Genomic DNA, 15335 nt, shown 5'->3' with positions numbered 1-15335 from the left:
ATTTTGAGATATTTTTTAGCGTTTTTTATTGCGTTTTTTATCTGCGGGTGTGGGTATAAACCAGTTTCAAAGATCACACATGATCTAGTGGGCGATAAAATTTACGTTGATGTGATTATTAGTAAAGAAGAGCCAAAAAATAGTGTTTGGATAAAGGATGCTGTAAAAGAGGGCATGGTCGCAAGGCTAAATAAAAATTTATCAAGCAAAGAGAGTGCTGATACTTCGATAATTATTTCGGTAAAAGATTTAAATTACGAAGCAATTATTTATGACGAATTTGGCTACATTACGTCATACAAAGCACATTTAAGCTTAAATTATAAGACTAAATTTAAAGATGGTAGCGTGGTTGATATTCCAGCCACTGGCGAGTATGACTTTAGTGTCGCAAGACGTCAAAAAGATGTAAGATTTGCTGACAGCATTCTTAGTGATACTCAAAAATACGAAGCTATCAAAGAGGCATCAAAAGAAGCCTTTGATGAGTATATCGCAAGTTTAGCGGTAAAAGGATATAGAAATGGCAGCAGTAACCGTTAGTCAAATAGTCAAGGAAGCCTTAAATGAGATCAAAGATCGCCATTTGATGCTAACGCCAGAGAATTACACTGAAGTCTATAATGAAATTTCTAAAAAATACGGCTTTACGACAGAAGAGAGTAAAAAGATAGAAAAATATATCTCAAGACTTGGTGATGAATATAAAAATCAAGCCCTAAGCCTTCATATAAAGACGGTCGATGAGTTTGTCGCTTTTATGACTGCCAGGCTCTCTAGAGGTGCTCAACAAGGAGCGGGACTTGCGACTGACGATAAAAAACTACAATCACTAAACGCATTTGCTAGAAGAATTCTACAAGCTATCTCAATGCTTCACAATAAAGATGCAAAAAGCTTAGCAGAGCAAAGTATGCAACTGCTTGCCAGAAGATATGATGAGAAAAACCTTGAAGAGATGTGCCTTAGATGGTTTGATTTTGTTAGCTCGTATGACACTGAATTTTTAGAATTTTTGAAATATTATGGTGTTAGAAATTTTGATGATTTAAAGACAATGAGTTCTGAACTTGAGAAATTTCTTACACAAAAAGACGAAAATGGCGAAGAGGATGTTTTGATTCAGCTTTTAAGCCTTACTCTTGAGCCTTCTATTACAAAGGATCTTGATGAAGAGCTTAGCACGATAAGAAGTACTTTGAAGCAAAATCCTAAAACCTTAAATAGCAAAGAATTTCAAGAAAAGGTAAAGGCATTTGTTGATCGCAGAATAGAAGAAGATAGAACGGAGATCATAGAAAAAGTTGGTTCGTTAAATAATGTCTTACAAAATATAAGCGAGAGAATTTCTGATATCGCGGTTAGTTCGCAAAGTAGTTCCGATAAAGTAAAAAGCATTAAAAATGATCTTAAAAATGTAAATTTAAATACAAATAGCATTGATCAAGTAAGAAGCATGCTTATTGAGATCGCTGGTGCTTTGGAGATCGAGAGCAAAGAGCTTGGTATCGAGATGCACAATAGACAAGCTACTATTTTAGAGCTTCAAAATAGAGTGAACAGCCTTGAAAAAGAGCTTGAGGAAGCTAAACTGGAGAGCAAAGAGGACTTTTTGACAAAGGTATCTACTAAGCGTGCTTTGATGAACGAGATTCAACGCATTGAAGAAGCGTATAAACGCTATGGGACTGATTATTCTATCTGCTTTATTGATATTGACTTTTTTAAAAGCATAAACGATACTTATGGGCATGAGGCTGGAGATGTTATTCTTTCAGCAGTGGCTCAAGTGCTTAAGAAAAACGCTAGAAAGGTTGATTTTGTTGGTAGATATGGCGGTGAAGAATTTGTAATCTTGCTTCCAAGTACTGGCTTAAAAGATAGTGTTAAATTTGGGGATAAGCTAAGAAGTATGATAGAAAATTTCAAATTTATCTATAAAAATGAGCGTATTAAGGTTACTATCAGCTCTGGTATAGCGACAAGAAGTGCAAATTTAAGTGAGACAATGACGCTTGAGGCTGCTGATAAGATGCTTTATCTCTCAAAAGAAAATGGTAGAAATCAAGTAATGCCAAAGATAATCGAGGAAAAATGAGCCTAGCTAAATTTCTTGATGGCAAACCACTTTATTACAAAGAGATCGACTATGGCAGGATCATAAGGGCTTATGATACGATCAAAGGCCATCTAAAGCCTTTTAAGATAATCCACATCATCGGCACAAATGGCAAGGGTAGCACCGGCCGCTTTTTAGCGCAAATTTTAAGCCAAAATGGCGCAAAAGTAGGGCACTACACGAGCCCTCATATATTTAAATTTAATGAGCGATTTTGGCTAAATGGTGAGGTCGCTAGTGATGAAATTTTAGAGGCAGCTCACGAGCATTTGCAAGGACTTCTAAGCGATGAATACAAGATAAAAACGAGCTATTTTGAGTATATGACACTGCTTTCAGCTGTACTTTTTGAGGGTTGCGACTACTTTGTCTGCGAAGCTGGTATGGGTGGTGTGCTTGATGCGACAAATGTCTTTGAAAAAGAGTTAAGCATTTTTACGCCCATCGGTCTTGATCATACGGCGGTTCTTGGAGATAGTTTGGAAGAAATCTCACGTACGAAATTTGAGGCTATGGGCAAAAGAGCTATTTTAAATGATGAGATGAACGAGATAAGCGTTGCTATCGCAAAAGGGATCGCAAACGAGAAGAGTACAACTCTGAGCTTTCCAAGAGAAATTTTGACCAAAGAAAATTTAAACGAGATCGCAAACTACGCAGATAAATTTAATCTACCAGAGTTTTTGCGATCAAATTTAACTCTAGCCTACGCTGTGGCTAAAATTTTAGATAGCAGCATAGACATAAAAAAGCTTGGTGCTCTTACACTTCGAGGTAGATGCGAAAAAATCGCTTCAAATTTATACGTTGATGTCGGTCATAACGAGCTTGGCGCAAAGGCTGTGGCTAAGAAATTTAGCTCTAAAGAGTTTAGTGACAAGAAGCTAACTCTAGTTTATAACTCATTTTTAGATAAAGATTTCAAGGCGGTTTTGGCAGCTTTAAAGCCAGTCGTTGAGGAGGTACTACTTTATCACTACCACTGCGAGGGCAGGGAGCTTGGCGGAGAGCTTATAAATAAAGCACTAAACGAGCTTGGAATTTCGCATAGAGAGTTTGAGCCAAGCGATATGAACGATATAAAAGAGGCAAAAAACGGCAAAATTTACCTAGTATTTGGCTCGTTTCACCTGGTCGAAGCCTTTTTAAAAGAGTACTATGCAAGCAAAGGTCTATGAGTATCTTTTAGCGCACGCCACACAAATTCTCATCTGCGAAGATGACAAAGAGGCCGCACTTTGTGCGGATGCGGCCAGTTTTGCTGGCTTTAGCGCATTTAAATTACCTGATTTTAGAGCCAAAAAGGGAGATGATCTAAGAAGCTTCAATGAAGAGCTTTTTGAAATTTCATCGGTACTTAGCAAATACTATAAATTTGATGGCAAAAAGATCATCATAAGCCCATTTAGTACGCTTTTAAATCCACTTCCAACGCAAAAAAACCTAGAAAGCTCAACTGTTAAGCTAAAAGATAATCTAAATTTAAGCGAATTTGCCGACTTGCTCATACGCTTTGGCTACGAGTGCGTCGATATCGTTGAGAGCGTTGGCGAGTTTAGTATTCGTGGCGAAGTCATTGACATTTACGGCGTAAATATGGATGATCCTGTTAGAATTTTACTCTTTGGCGATGAGGTGGAGAGCATCAGAAACTACAACACCGCCACGCAAATTAGCAACAAAAATGAGCTAAGCGAAGCCGAGATCGTGCCATTTATCGCAAATTTGAGCAAAGATGAGTTTGAAAAAGTTAGCCAAAAGATCGAGGATATGCAAAGCGATGCTTTGGTGAATGATCTAAATTCGCTTGGATTTTGGGCGATAGATAGCTTTAGTGACTACTTAAAAGTTTTTGACTCAAGGCTTGTTAAAAAAATCGATTTTGAAATTTATGATGTGTCTGAGGAGAAATTCAAGGGCATTGAAATTTTGCCTGAGCCAAAGGTCTATAAAGACTTAGAAGTTACTTTAAATTTTGACTTTTTTGAGCTAAATAAGAGCAAAAGCATAACCGTTCTTTCAAGAAATGAGGGACTTTTTAAGGGTTATGAGCTTGATGGCTTTACAAATGTCAAACTTGAAATTTCGCCCCTTGTGGTAAATTTAACCTCAAGCGACAAGATCGTAGTCTCTCTAAATAAATTTGAAAAAAAAAGGCGAGTTAAACGCTCAAGCCTTGTGGTCGATGAGCTAAAAGTAAATGACTACGTCGTGCATGAAGATTATGGTATAGGCAGATTTTTGGGGCTTGAAAAGATCAAGGTTTTGGGCGCGACGAAGGAATTTGTGGTTATTGCCTACCAAAATGATGACAAACTTCTTTTGCCAGTTGAACATCTAAATTTGATAGATCGCTACATCGCGCAAAATGGCTCTATGGCGGTGCTTGATCGCTTAGGCAAGGCAAATTTTGCCAAGATAAAAGAGAAGGTTAGAGAAAAACTCTTCGCGATCGCCTCAAAGATCGTAGCAATGGCTGCAAAAAGGGAGCTAATCGCAGGCAAAATTTTGCAAAAAGAGGATATCTCTTATCTAAATTTCGTCCAAGATGCTGGCTTTTCATACACGAATGATCAGCAAAAAGCGGTAAATGATATAAAAGATGAGCTAAAAAGCGGCAAGGTGATGGATAGGCTGCTTAGTGGCGACGTAGGCTTTGGCAAGACCGAAGTTGCGATGAATGCCATATTTACCTGCATAAAATCAGGCTTTAGCGCATTTTTCTTTGTGCCAACGACGCTTCTTAGCTCGCAGCACTACAAGACGTTAAGCCAGAGATTTAGCAAATTTGGCATAAAGGTCTTTAGGCTGGACCGCTTCTCAAGCGCCAAAGAAAAAACAAGCCTGCAAAAAGCGCTAAAAGAAAATGAGTCCATAGTTTGCGTGGGTACGCATGCGCTTCTTAGCGTAAAGGCTGAAAATTTAGGCCTTATAGTGGTTGATGAGGAGCATAAATTTGGCGTTAAACAAAAAGAGCAGTTAAAAGAAATTTCTCAAAATTCACACATCTTAAGTATGAGTGCCACTCCTATACCAAGAAGCCTAAATATGGCGCTTAGCAAGATAAAAACATATAGTATTTTAGCCACTCCGCCAAGCTCAAGGCTGGATGTGAGAACAAGCGTGAGAGAGTGGGACGAGAAGGTCATCAAAGAGGCGATCATGCGTGAGCTAAGACGTGGTGGGCAGACCTTTTACATCCACAACCACATCGCAGACATAGAGCAGACAGCAAATGATCTAAGAAAAATTTTGCCAAAGCTTAGAATTTTGATACTTCACTCAAAGGTAAATGCGAAAGTTACTGAAGATGAGATGATGAAATTTGAGCGGGGCGAGTACGACTTGCTGCTTTGTACTAGCATCGTTGAAAGCGGCATCCACTTGCCAAATGCAAACACCATAATCGTAGAAAATGCCAATAAATTTGGCATGGCTGACCTGCATCAGCTCCGCGGTCGCGTGGGCAGAAGTGACAAGCAGGCCTACTGCTACTTTTTGGTAGAAGATAAAAACGCCATTAGTAAAGACGCATTAAAACGCCTTGTCGCACTTGAGGGCAACTCATTTTTGGGCGCTGGCTCAGTGCTAGCGTATCACGACCTTGAGATAAGAGGTGGTGGTAACATCATCGGCGAGGCGCAAAGCGGCCATATCGAGGCTATCGGCTACTCGCTATATCTAAAGATGCTAGAAGATGAGATAAATAAGCTTCTTAATCAAGACTCCGCAAAGCTTGACAAGATCGATCTAAAGCTTAGTGTGAGCGCCTTTTTAAATCAAGAATTTATAAGAGAAGATAGGCTAAGGCTTGAGATTTACAGGCGTCTTAGCAAGTGCAAAGAGGTTGGCGAGGTCTATGAGATACAAAGCGAGCTTGAGGATAGATTTGGCAAGATAGATACGTTTACAAAGCAGTTTTTAGATGTCATCATCATTAAAATTTTAGCTCTAAAAGCTGGTATAAAAACGATCTCAAACAGCGAACAAAATATACTAATAACAAAAAATGATGATGAGAAGATCAGGCTAAAGTCACGTAGCAAGGATGATGACGATGTTTTGGCTGAAATTTTGGTCTATCTAAGAAAGGATAAGAAGTGATAGATTGGGGCGTGAAGTATGCAGCGATTTATAGAAGTACAAAAGGGATGTTAAAGCCGGTTGAGGATATCGATTTTGTCGATATCGACTCACTTTATGGGCTAGAGAAACAAAAAGAAATTTTACTAAAAAATACTCTAAATTTTATAGAAGGTAAGGATGCAAATCACGTGCTTCTTTGGGGAGAGAGAGGATGTGGCAAATCAAGCCTTGTAAGGGCTGTTTTTACTAAATTTTATAAAGCTGGGCTTCGCATCATTGAGATCGGCTGCGAGGATCTAAAATACCTTGGTGATATCATCGATGAGATCAGAAAAAGCGAGTTTAAATTTATCATTTTCTGCGATGATCTAAGCTTTGAAAATGGCAGCAATGAGTATAAATTTCTAAAACCTATAATGGATGGCTCTATCCAAAAGCCGCCAAAAAACGTTCTTTTATACGCTACGTCAAACCGCAGACATCTAATAAGCGAGTTTAAAAGCGAAAATGAAAACTCAGAGCTAATAGACGGCGAAATCCACTACAGCGACGCAGCTCAGGAGAAAATTTCTCTATCCGATCGCTTTGGTCTTTGGATCAGCTTTTATCAAGGCAACTACGACGAGTACCTAAAAATGGTTGATTTTTACTTTAAAGACTACGCAGGTAACAAAGATGAGCTTCACACACTTGCTAAAAATTTTGCTACGCTAAGAGCTAGTAGAAGTGGCAGGACAGCAAAGCAGTTTTATCTTACTTTTAAAGAAAATTTAAAATGACTTCAACCGATCTATTTTTAACCTTGTTTAACCACAAAAGCAAAAAATTTGATGAGCTAAAGTGGCCAGGTGAGGGTACTTTTGAGGTTGTTTTGGGTGCTATTTTAGTGCAAAATACTAATTGGAAAAACGTAGAAAAAGCGCTAAATAATCTAAAAAATGCAGGTAAAGATAGCCTAAATGGCATCTGTTCTCTTGAAAACAGTGAGCTTGCCACGCTTATAAAGCCAAGTGGCTTTTATAATACAAAGGCTAAACGACTAAAGACGCTTTGTCTGGCTATAAAAAATGAATTCGAGAGCTTTGAAAATTTCAAAGAAAATGTAAGTCGTGAGTGGCTCATAAGCGTAAAAGGTGTTGGAGCCGAGACTTGTGATGCAATACTTGCTTATGCTTGCGGTAAGCCATATATGGTCGTTGATGCTTACGCACTTAGGATAATGGCATATTTTGACTATACTTTTGAGAGCTACGACGAGGCTGCTGAGTGGTTTAGTTCGCTTGATTATGATAAAATTTATAAATTTCTTGATAGTGAGGAATTTGATGAGGTTGAAATTTTAAAACTCTATCACGCTCTTATTTTGGAGTTTTGCAAGGAAAATTTCAAAGGTAAAATCTTAAGCCAAAATGGTCAAAAAATATTAAGCAGCATTAAAAATTAAACTACTAATATGTAACAACTATTTATAAATTTACCAAAGATTGGGGCTTTTTATAATCTATTTTAAAATTCTGTGCTAAATTTACACAAAATTTATCTTATTTAATTTAGGAGGATTGATGATTTACGATAACATCGTTAAAACGATTGGTAATACACCTATTGTAAAGATAAAAACAGGTGCTGATGAAGCCGAAATTTACGTAAAATTAGAGTTTTTTAACCCAGGTGGCTCTGTAAAAGATAGGATCGCATTTAATATGATAACCAAAATGCTAGCTGACGGTACGCTAAAATATGGCGATACGATCGTTGAGCCAACGAGCGGAAATACTGGCATTGGTGTAGCGATGTGCGGTGCTGCACTTGGCTTTAAAGTGATCCTTTGCATGCCTGAGAGCATGAGTATCGAAAGACGCAAGATCGTTGCTGCATATGGCGCTCATCTTGAGCTAACTCCTGCAGCTGGTGGCATGAAAGCAGCGATCGCAAGAGCTACAGAACTAGCAGCTCAGCCAAATCACGTAATGCTAAGTCAGTTTGAAAACAAGTATAACCCACAAGCTCACGAACTAACAACAGCAGCTGAAATTGTGGCTGATTTTAGTAAGCTTGATGCATTTGTAGCTGGTGTTGGCACAGGTGGCACAATAAGTGGCGTAGCAAAAATTTTAAAAGAAAAAGGCTATGACACCAAGATCATTGCAGTTGAGCCTGAAGCATCGCCGGTTTTAAGTGGTGGCAACCCAGGACCTCATAAAATTCAAGGCATTGGAGCCGGATTTTTACCAAATACTATGAATATGAGCCTAGTTAGCGAGGTAGAAAAAGTAAGCAACGATGACGCACTAAACGCGGCTAGAGCAATCGCAAAAAGTGATGGACTCATGATAGGCATAAGCGGTGGTGCTGCTTACGTGGCTGCAAAAAGAGTGGCTAAAAGACTTGGTGCTGGCAAAAAAGTACTTTTCATAGCTCCAGATAACGGCGAGAGATACCTAAGTACAGAGCTTTACGGAGCATAAAATATGTGGGATAGTCTAAAGGAGCTAGTTCAAACTGTTCGTGAGAAAGACCCATCAGTACATAAGTGTTGCTTTTTGGCAATACTTATAAATACCCCTGGTATTCATGCGGTTTTGTTTCATAAAATTTCTCATTTTTTATATAAAAAAGGGTATTTTTTTCTAGCTAGGCTCATCTCGCAAATTGCAAGATTTTTAACAGGCATTGAGATCCACCCGGGTGCGAAGATCGGCAGGAGATTTTTTATAGATCATGGCATGGGTGTGGTTATCGGTGAGACAGCTGAGATAGGCGATGATGTAATGATGTATCATCAAGTAACACTTGGAGGTACTGGAAAAGAGTGTGGCAAAAGGCACCCGACTGTAAAAAATGGTGTGACTATCGCAGCTGGCTCAAAGATACTAGGTGCCATAACGATTGGTGAAAATGCTAAGATCGGCGCAAACTCAGTCGTGTTAAAAAATGTCCCAGCAAACGCGACAGTCGTTGGTATACCAGCGAGAATAGTTCGAGTAAATGGGACAAAATTTGAACCAGAGTTTATTATCTAATCTCAAAGATTAGATAAATTTATTCTTATTTTTTATGCTTTAAAATTTGAGCATAAATTTCGTCTTTTAGTTTTAACTTTTCTTTCTTTAAATTATCGATTTCAGATGGTTTTGCTAGATTCTCATCTATTTTTTTATTTAGCTCATCATGTTTTTTGCAAAGAGTAGCAAAACGAGCATCGGTTTTCTTTAGCTCATTTATAAGGTCTGTATATTCATGTAACATATCGGCTCCTATAAAAATTTGAGAAATTTTATCAAGACTTTGTAAATGCTTGGATATAAAAAAGGTGCCAAGCCATTGCTTAAATTTTTAAAAAGAATGAGTAGAAAAATTTATTTTATACGTATTTAAATTCTTCAGGTTTGTGTTTGCTTTTTACAACACGCTTGGTTAGACGTATTCCATCAACGGTACCGATGACTAAAAGCTTTGATCCTGTTCCTACTAATGTGTCACCATTTGGCATTGGTACAAAATTATTATTTATATCTCTAATACCTACTATGTCTGCATTTGTAATATTTCGTAGATGAGTCTCTTTTAATCTTTTAAATCTTATCCAAGAGTAATCAGGCACAAGAATTTCTTCTATATCGATAGGTGAATTTTTTGTATACAAAAACTGCTCTAACAAATTTTCCATGTCCGGCCTTACGCTCATGGCACTTAACCGCTGCGCGACTAAGCGAGATGGGCTTACTACATTGTCAGCGCCTAATTTTTTTAATCTTTGCGTATCGTCTTCTGTCTCTGCATTTGTGATGATATGATAAGGCTTCCTACGACCTATCTCTTTTTCATAAAGTCTTACAGATGCTATAAGGGCGATGTTATCAGCAATATTTGAGCTAAGAGTTATAAGTCCTTTTGCGCTTGATAGATGTGTTTTTAAAAAGGCAATTTGTGTATGTGGCTGAGCTTTTATGAAATATGGGTATTTATAAATTTGAGCTAGCTCTGCGATATCTTCTCTATCATCGACCACTACAAAAGGTATATGATTTTCGCGAAATTGAGCACTAAGTTCGATTGTGTATAGATTGTGATAACAAATAACGAAGTGATTTTTTAGTCTTGCGATCCTATAAAGCATGCGTCGTTCCTTTAAAATGCTAATTAATGTGCCTCTTTTTAAAACCTCAACCACAATACCGATCGATAGTGTAAATATAATAAAACCAATAAGTATAAATGTGATAGTAAAAATTCTGCCCTTTGGAGTTATTGGAGCAACTTCGGTAAAACCAACTGTTGTAAAAGTCATACCAGCTTGGTAAAAGGCATCTATTAGCGAGAAATTATCTATTAAGACGTAACCTAATGTTCCAAAAAGTAACAGTAATACGACTGAAATTAGTGGAAATCTAAAAGGTTTTAATTGTTCGTAAAGCTCAGTATCTAGGCTTATTTCTGGTTTTGTAGAGTTTGACCAGTTGAGGAATTTTAAAAGTCTTGAGAGAAAAGACATAAATTCCTCTTCATTTTATATTCTTAGTTTGATTGTTTCTTCATCGTTCTTAGAGTAGAAGCAGCAACTTTTATCTTTCTTGTAGTACCATCTTCTAGTGTAACGCGAATCGTTCTAAGATTTGGCAAGAATCTTCTTTTAGTTTTATTGTTAGCGTGGCTCACATTGTTGCCTATCATCGGTCCTTTACCTGTTATCGCACATCTTTTTGACATTTTTTTTCCTTATAAACAAAAATTTCTGCTGATTTTATCTAAAACAAACAAAAGTAATGCTTAAATAGATTCTTTTTTAAAAGAATTGATTTTTATTAATAATCTAGATAAAATAACGCCTTTGTCTATAAATTATAAATAGCAAAAAATATTTAGAAATCTTGAGTGATACAAAATGCTTAGTAAAGAGTTGATCGAAAAAAATGTTGATTTTGTTTTACAGATGCCAACTCTTTTTGAAAAGGTCGAGCACTTTTTATTAGCTGGTAATGTAACTGAGGCAGTTGCTACTTTACAAAATATTGCATCTTTTAAAACTTATTTTAGCTCCATTTTTAAGCGTGCAAAATTTGATATTCCTTATGATGGCAACGATTTGGTAGTAATAGCAAATATGCTTGGCATTGATACTTTTAGAGCGATAGTACTTTCTTATTTTATATTTTTAAAATCTCCAAAAATTTATAAGGTATTTAATTTTAAAATCGTTGATTTGATCGAGCTTAATGCTAAAATTTTATCAGATTGGCTAAAAGTATTAAATTCTTTTAAAGAAAAACAATACAGCTATTTATCACTTGCTCCGTATTCTATTGCCTGTATTATAGTGTGTGAGAATTTATTTTCGAAATTTCCATCTTGTATGTCAGATGTTATTTCGTATTCTGACGTAAGCTATAATAAAATTTTGCAAAAAAAATATGGCTTTAGTCTTTGGGATATTTTTTTAAAAGCAATGAATATGAGTAAGCAATCATTAAGCAAGATTGATAAAGAGATGCTTTGTTTTTTTGAAATTTTGCTCTCTTATGAGTCTAGCAGGCCTGAATTTTATGATTTTGGAGTTGATAAAATTTTAGATATCAATGTTTATCCAGAGATGCAAACCATTATATTTATTAAAAAAGCTCTGCAAAAATGAAATTAACTTTTAATGGTTCTATGGCAATTATAAGGCCTTTTGGTTTTTTGGAAGCAGAGAATGTTTCATTAAAATTAAGTGAAAAATATATAAACCAAATTTCATCGCGCGACATCAGCGCTATACTGCTTTCACTAAAAAATGTTACATTTTTTAGCCCTATTTGGCTTGGTAGAGTAATTGAAAATTTAAGCGAAGAAGCGCAAAAGCTTGGCGTGGTATTTGCGATTTGCGATTACAATGAAATTTTTTATGAATTGATGATGAAAACAGTTAAGAATATTTTAAATATCTCGATGTTTGAAAGTGAAAATATCGCAAGCTTGTTTTTAAATAAATTTCTAAATAACGCAAATGGTAAAGTATTCATTTATAACTCAACTGAGCAGTACAAGCACTATTTAGCTAATTATCTCAAAAATCGCTCATTTGATGTGATTGAGGCTAGAGATGCAACCGAGTTTAATAAAAAAAAGAATTTATATAGTCATGCAGTATCGCAGCTAAATCATGTGAGATTAATACAAAATCAGATAGATACTTTTATAAAAGATGGTGTCGTTGTTTATGCCATAAAAAGTTTTATGGACTCAGATTTTATTGAAGATTTTGATATGTCAGCTCATGATATTATGCTAAAAATCGGATATAAATTTTTTCTTTTATGGGTAAATATTTCTGGTGCTTTAAATATAAGAGGCGCAAAATTTCTAATCAAACTTGCTAGCATTAGCAAAAGATCAGGTGCATTTATTTCGCTTTGTGGCATAAACGAATCAAATTTATCTATTGAATTAATAACGTACCTTAAAGATGCAAATATATTTATCTATAAAAATTTAAATGACTTTTACAAAGACGACACTATTTTTTATCTTAAAAAAAGAGAGTTTGATGCAGAGCCAGTAGATATCAACAAGAGCGTTGCTCAAATTTCATCTTATGTGACGCAAATTGCGAGCAAAATTATCTCACAGTTAGCAGAAGAAGAAATTTTGTGCGTTGATACCAAAGTTAGTGCGCTTGATATGGAGAATGAGTGCGATTATTTACGTATTTGTGTTCAGTATTATGGTGATATTTACGCAAGAGTGCTATTTGGAGTAAAAAAAGATAAATTAGACAAAATTTGCTCTATTTTTATGCCTGAAAGCGATGATTCAAATGATTATTTAAGTGGATATTCTCAAATTTTTAGTATCATTACGGATAAATTTTTGACTCATCTTTGGCAAAAAGGCATAAAAGTAAAAGTTAGCTTGCCTAAAATTTTATCCGATGATGTTTTTTTCGATCACAATAGCGTAGGCATCATGAATAGACTAGATGTAAAAGATGACGAAATAGGCTTTGTATTTGTAACCAAGTAAGGAGAAGAAATGTATGTTGCACCTAGTATTTTATCGGCTGATTTTGGAAATTTGGCAGCTGAGATAAGAGCCATTTGCGAGGCTGGGTGCGATCTGGTGCATGTTGATGTTATGGATGGACATTTTGTGCCAAATTTAACCATCGGACCAGTTGTGGTAAATGCCGTTGCAAAAGCAGCCACGAAGCCACTTGATATACATTTGATGGTTGAAAATAACTCATTTTTTGCTGATCTTTTCTTGCCACTAAAGCCAAAATTTCTAACCTTTCATATCGAAGAAGAGAAGCATCCATTAAGGCTCATCGATCACATCAGAAAAAATGGCGTTGGCCCTGGTATCGTGCTAAATCCGCATACGCCAGTTAGTGCGATCGAACACATTATCGATGAAGTTGATATGGTACTTTTGATGAGCGTAAATCCTGGCTTTGGCGGTCAGAAATTTATGCCAGTCGTGCTTGAGAAAACAAGGGCGCTAAGAGAGCTTATAGAGCGTAAAAACGCTAAGTGTCTGATCGAAGTAGATGGTGGCGTAAACGGATTAAATGCGCCTGATCTTGAAGAGGCTGGAGCTGATATTTTGGTGGCTGGCAACTACATCTTCTCATCAAATTCTTACGAACAAGCCATCCGCGCCATAAAGCTTGAGTTTTGAAACCAAAAAAACAGCGTTTAGAAAATAGCATTGAAATTTTAGCTAGGCAAAATTTAAGCTATCATGAGTTTATTTTAAGATTTAGTGATATCGAAGAAATTTCGTCGCTCATTGACGTGCGAGACCTTGATATGTGGCGAACTCTTGGGATTGACATCACTAGAAACGAAGAGAATGAGATCGAGCTTGGCACAAGATTTAGAGATATTAGCGAGCAGGAATTTTGTGTGGTTGATATCGAAACGACTGGCGGTACGACGAGCGGACAGATCATTGAAATCGGTGCAATAAAAATGAAAAATGGCATTGAGATAGGGCGTTTTGAAAGCTTTGTGGCAGCTGATGTGGTGCCTGAAAATATCACCGAGCTAACCGGCATAAAGGCGAGCGATCTAGTTGGTGCGCCAAATTTACTAAATGTACTTGAGCGGTTTAAAATTTTTCTTGGAACTAGCGTCTTTATCGCTCATAACGTAAATTTTGACTATGGTTTTATCTCTCATAGCCTGAATGAGATCGGCCTTGGTATGCTGCTAAATAGGAAGCTTTGTACCATCGATCTTAGTCGCCGCACTATCGCTTCACAAAAATACGGACTTGGCTCGCTAAAAGAGCTTCTTGGCATAAATAATACCCACCACAGAGCCCTAAATGATGCAATAGCAGCAGCTGAAATTTTTAAAGTCTGCCTCACACGCCTGCCTTTTAGTATCCAAACGACAGAGGATCTCATAAGCTTTAGCAAAACAGCTCCAAGCGTGAAGCTAAAACCTGAACCAGTTTTGTGTGCGAATTAGCGATAAAAAATTATCCATAATCCTAAATTTAATCATTAATTTTTATGCGATCTTTGTTTTTAAAGGATTGTGGGCAGTTTGCTAAATTTTACAAAAAAGGAGGCAAATGAGTCAGAAAAATTTAGTTTCAAATTTTATCTCAGCTGACGATGAGATGCTCGCTTTTTTATCAAATTTTAGCAATAAGTGGTGCGTGAGTAACGATGGGGCGAAATTTATAGAGCAAAATTTTACCTTCATTGGCTCAAAGCCAGTTTTGCAAAATTTAAAAGATTACAAAACGGCTGAATATAAAAAATTTACCGACATTAAAAAATTTCTCAGCTCAAATCCAAGTATCAAAAGTAAAATTTTTAAGTGGTGATATAAGCTACATCGGCGACAACTTAACAAATATAGAAGTTAAATTTGCGCCTGAGTATTTTTATGATTTTTTAAAATTTGTAGTTGAAAATATCCCAGAACATCACTATTTTTGCTGTTCTAAGGAGGGCTGGATATTATTCATTGCGATGGAGGGATATGTGGAATTTGGTGTTTTACACTAATAAATTTATTTTTAAGCAGTTGTCTAAAATTGTCCATAAAAACAAAACGTGAAAGAAAAATTATTCGTAAAAATTCTTAAAATTAACAAAAAACCGGGCTTGCATCCTAACACCGCTTGTTGCTAG

At 36.4% G+C, this 15335-nt stretch carries 16 protein-coding genes; 13 read left to right on the top strand and 3 right to left on the bottom strand.

Translation table 11 applies throughout. The features are described from left to right. Positions 1-3 precede the first annotated feature (3 nt). From lptE to epsC, 8 genes are all read left to right on the top strand, one after another. On the top strand, positions 4-543 hold the full coding sequence (gene lptE / locus F3G66_RS05175; protein WP_148821094.1) for an LPS assembly lipoprotein LptE: 540 nt from the start codon (positions 4-6) through the stop codon (positions 541-543). Beyond that, entirely contained in the window at positions 524-2098 is a 1575-nt protein-coding gene (locus tag F3G66_RS05170; RefSeq protein ID WP_149707374.1) for a GGDEF domain-containing protein, read from the top strand. Before lptE ends, F3G66_RS05170 begins: the two co-directional genes overlap by 20 nt. Further along, the gene (locus tag F3G66_RS05165; RefSeq protein ID WP_149707373.1) at positions 2095-3297 is read left to right on the top strand and encodes a glutamate ligase domain-containing protein; all 1203 of its coding nucleotides are present in this window, start codon (positions 2095-2097) and stop codon (positions 3295-3297) included. Before F3G66_RS05170 ends, F3G66_RS05165 begins: the two co-directional genes overlap by 4 nt. Then, positions 3278-6223 carry a transcription-repair coupling factor gene (mfd, locus tag F3G66_RS05160; RefSeq protein ID WP_149707372.1) on the top strand — a complete coding sequence of 982 codons (2946 nt, stop codon included), beginning with the start codon at positions 3278-3280 and terminating at the stop codon, positions 6221-6223. The genes F3G66_RS05165 and mfd overlap by 20 nt, the downstream gene beginning before the upstream one ends. Beyond that, positions 6220-6984, top strand: coding sequence for an ATP-binding protein (locus F3G66_RS05155; RefSeq protein ID WP_149707371.1), 765 nt, complete (start codon positions 6220-6222; stop codon positions 6982-6984). Before mfd ends, F3G66_RS05155 begins: the two co-directional genes overlap by 4 nt. Continuing rightward, positions 6981-7649 carry an endonuclease III domain-containing protein gene (locus tag F3G66_RS05150; protein WP_149707370.1) on the top strand — a complete coding sequence of 223 codons (669 nt, stop codon included), beginning with the start codon at positions 6981-6983 and terminating at the stop codon, positions 7647-7649. The genes F3G66_RS05155 and F3G66_RS05150 overlap by 4 nt, the downstream gene beginning before the upstream one ends. A gap of 118 nt (positions 7650-7767) precedes the next feature. Further along, the gene (cysK, locus tag F3G66_RS05145; protein ID WP_149707369.1) at positions 7768-8673 is read left to right on the top strand and encodes a cysteine synthase A; all 906 of its coding nucleotides are present in this window, start codon (positions 7768-7770) and stop codon (positions 8671-8673) included. Between the two features lie 3 nt (positions 8674-8676). After that, positions 8677-9228 carry a serine O-acetyltransferase EpsC gene (gene epsC / locus F3G66_RS05140; protein WP_149707368.1) on the top strand — a complete coding sequence of 184 codons (552 nt, stop codon included), beginning with the start codon at positions 8677-8679 and terminating at the stop codon, positions 9226-9228. 25 nt (positions 9229-9253) lie between these two features. Here the strand turns inward: epsC and F3G66_RS05135 are convergent, their stop codons facing one another. From F3G66_RS05135 to rpmB, 3 genes are all read right to left on the bottom strand, one after another. Next, positions 9254-9454 carry a YdcH family protein gene (locus F3G66_RS05135; RefSeq protein ID WP_103649407.1) on the bottom strand — a complete coding sequence of 67 codons (201 nt, stop codon included), beginning with the start codon at positions 9452-9454 and terminating at the stop codon, positions 9254-9256. 115 nt (positions 9455-9569) lie between these two features. Further along, positions 9570-10700 (bottom strand): potassium channel family protein, encoded by a 1131-nt coding sequence (locus tag F3G66_RS05130; RefSeq protein WP_021090478.1) that lies wholly within the window; start codon positions 10698-10700, stop codon positions 9570-9572. Positions 10701-10723: 23 nt separating this feature from the next. Next, positions 10724-10915 carry a 50S ribosomal protein L28 gene (gene rpmB / locus F3G66_RS05125; protein WP_021090707.1) on the bottom strand — a complete coding sequence of 64 codons (192 nt, stop codon included), beginning with the start codon at positions 10913-10915 and terminating at the stop codon, positions 10724-10726. A 175-nt stretch (positions 10916-11090) separates the two neighbouring features. Between rpmB and F3G66_RS05120 the strand changes: the two genes are divergently transcribed. From F3G66_RS05120 to F3G66_RS09625, 5 genes are all read left to right on the top strand, one after another. Beyond that, a complete protein-coding gene (locus F3G66_RS05120) occupies positions 11091-11837 on the top strand; it encodes a hypothetical protein (RefSeq protein ID WP_149707367.1) in 747 nt (248 codons plus the stop codon). Between the two features lie 47 nt (positions 11838-11884). Beyond that, complete coding sequence (locus tag F3G66_RS05115) at positions 11885-13207, top strand: hypothetical protein (protein WP_188115829.1); 1323 nt, start codon at positions 11885-11887, stop codon at positions 13205-13207. Positions 13208-13216: 9 nt separating this feature from the next. Then, a complete protein-coding gene (rpe, locus tag F3G66_RS05110) occupies positions 13217-13864 on the top strand; it encodes a ribulose-phosphate 3-epimerase (RefSeq protein WP_087576873.1) in 648 nt (215 codons plus the stop codon). Continuing rightward, entirely contained in the window at positions 13861-14661 is an 801-nt protein-coding gene (locus F3G66_RS05105) for a 3'-5' exonuclease (RefSeq protein ID WP_149707365.1), read from the top strand. The genes rpe and F3G66_RS05105 overlap by 4 nt, the downstream gene beginning before the upstream one ends. Positions 14662-14767: 106 nt before the next feature. After that, positions 14768-15025, top strand: coding sequence for a hypothetical protein (locus F3G66_RS09625; RefSeq protein ID WP_223154218.1), 258 nt, complete (start codon positions 14768-14770; stop codon positions 15023-15025). Positions 15026-15335: the final 310 nt, after the last annotated feature.

Source organism: Campylobacter concisus (genome assembly GCF_902460665.1).
GTDB lineage: Bacteria > Campylobacterota > Campylobacteria > Campylobacterales > Campylobacteraceae > Campylobacter_A > Campylobacter_A concisus_AL.
Note: the sequence above shows the minus strand (reverse complement) of the source record. Positions and strands in the feature narration are given on the sequence as shown.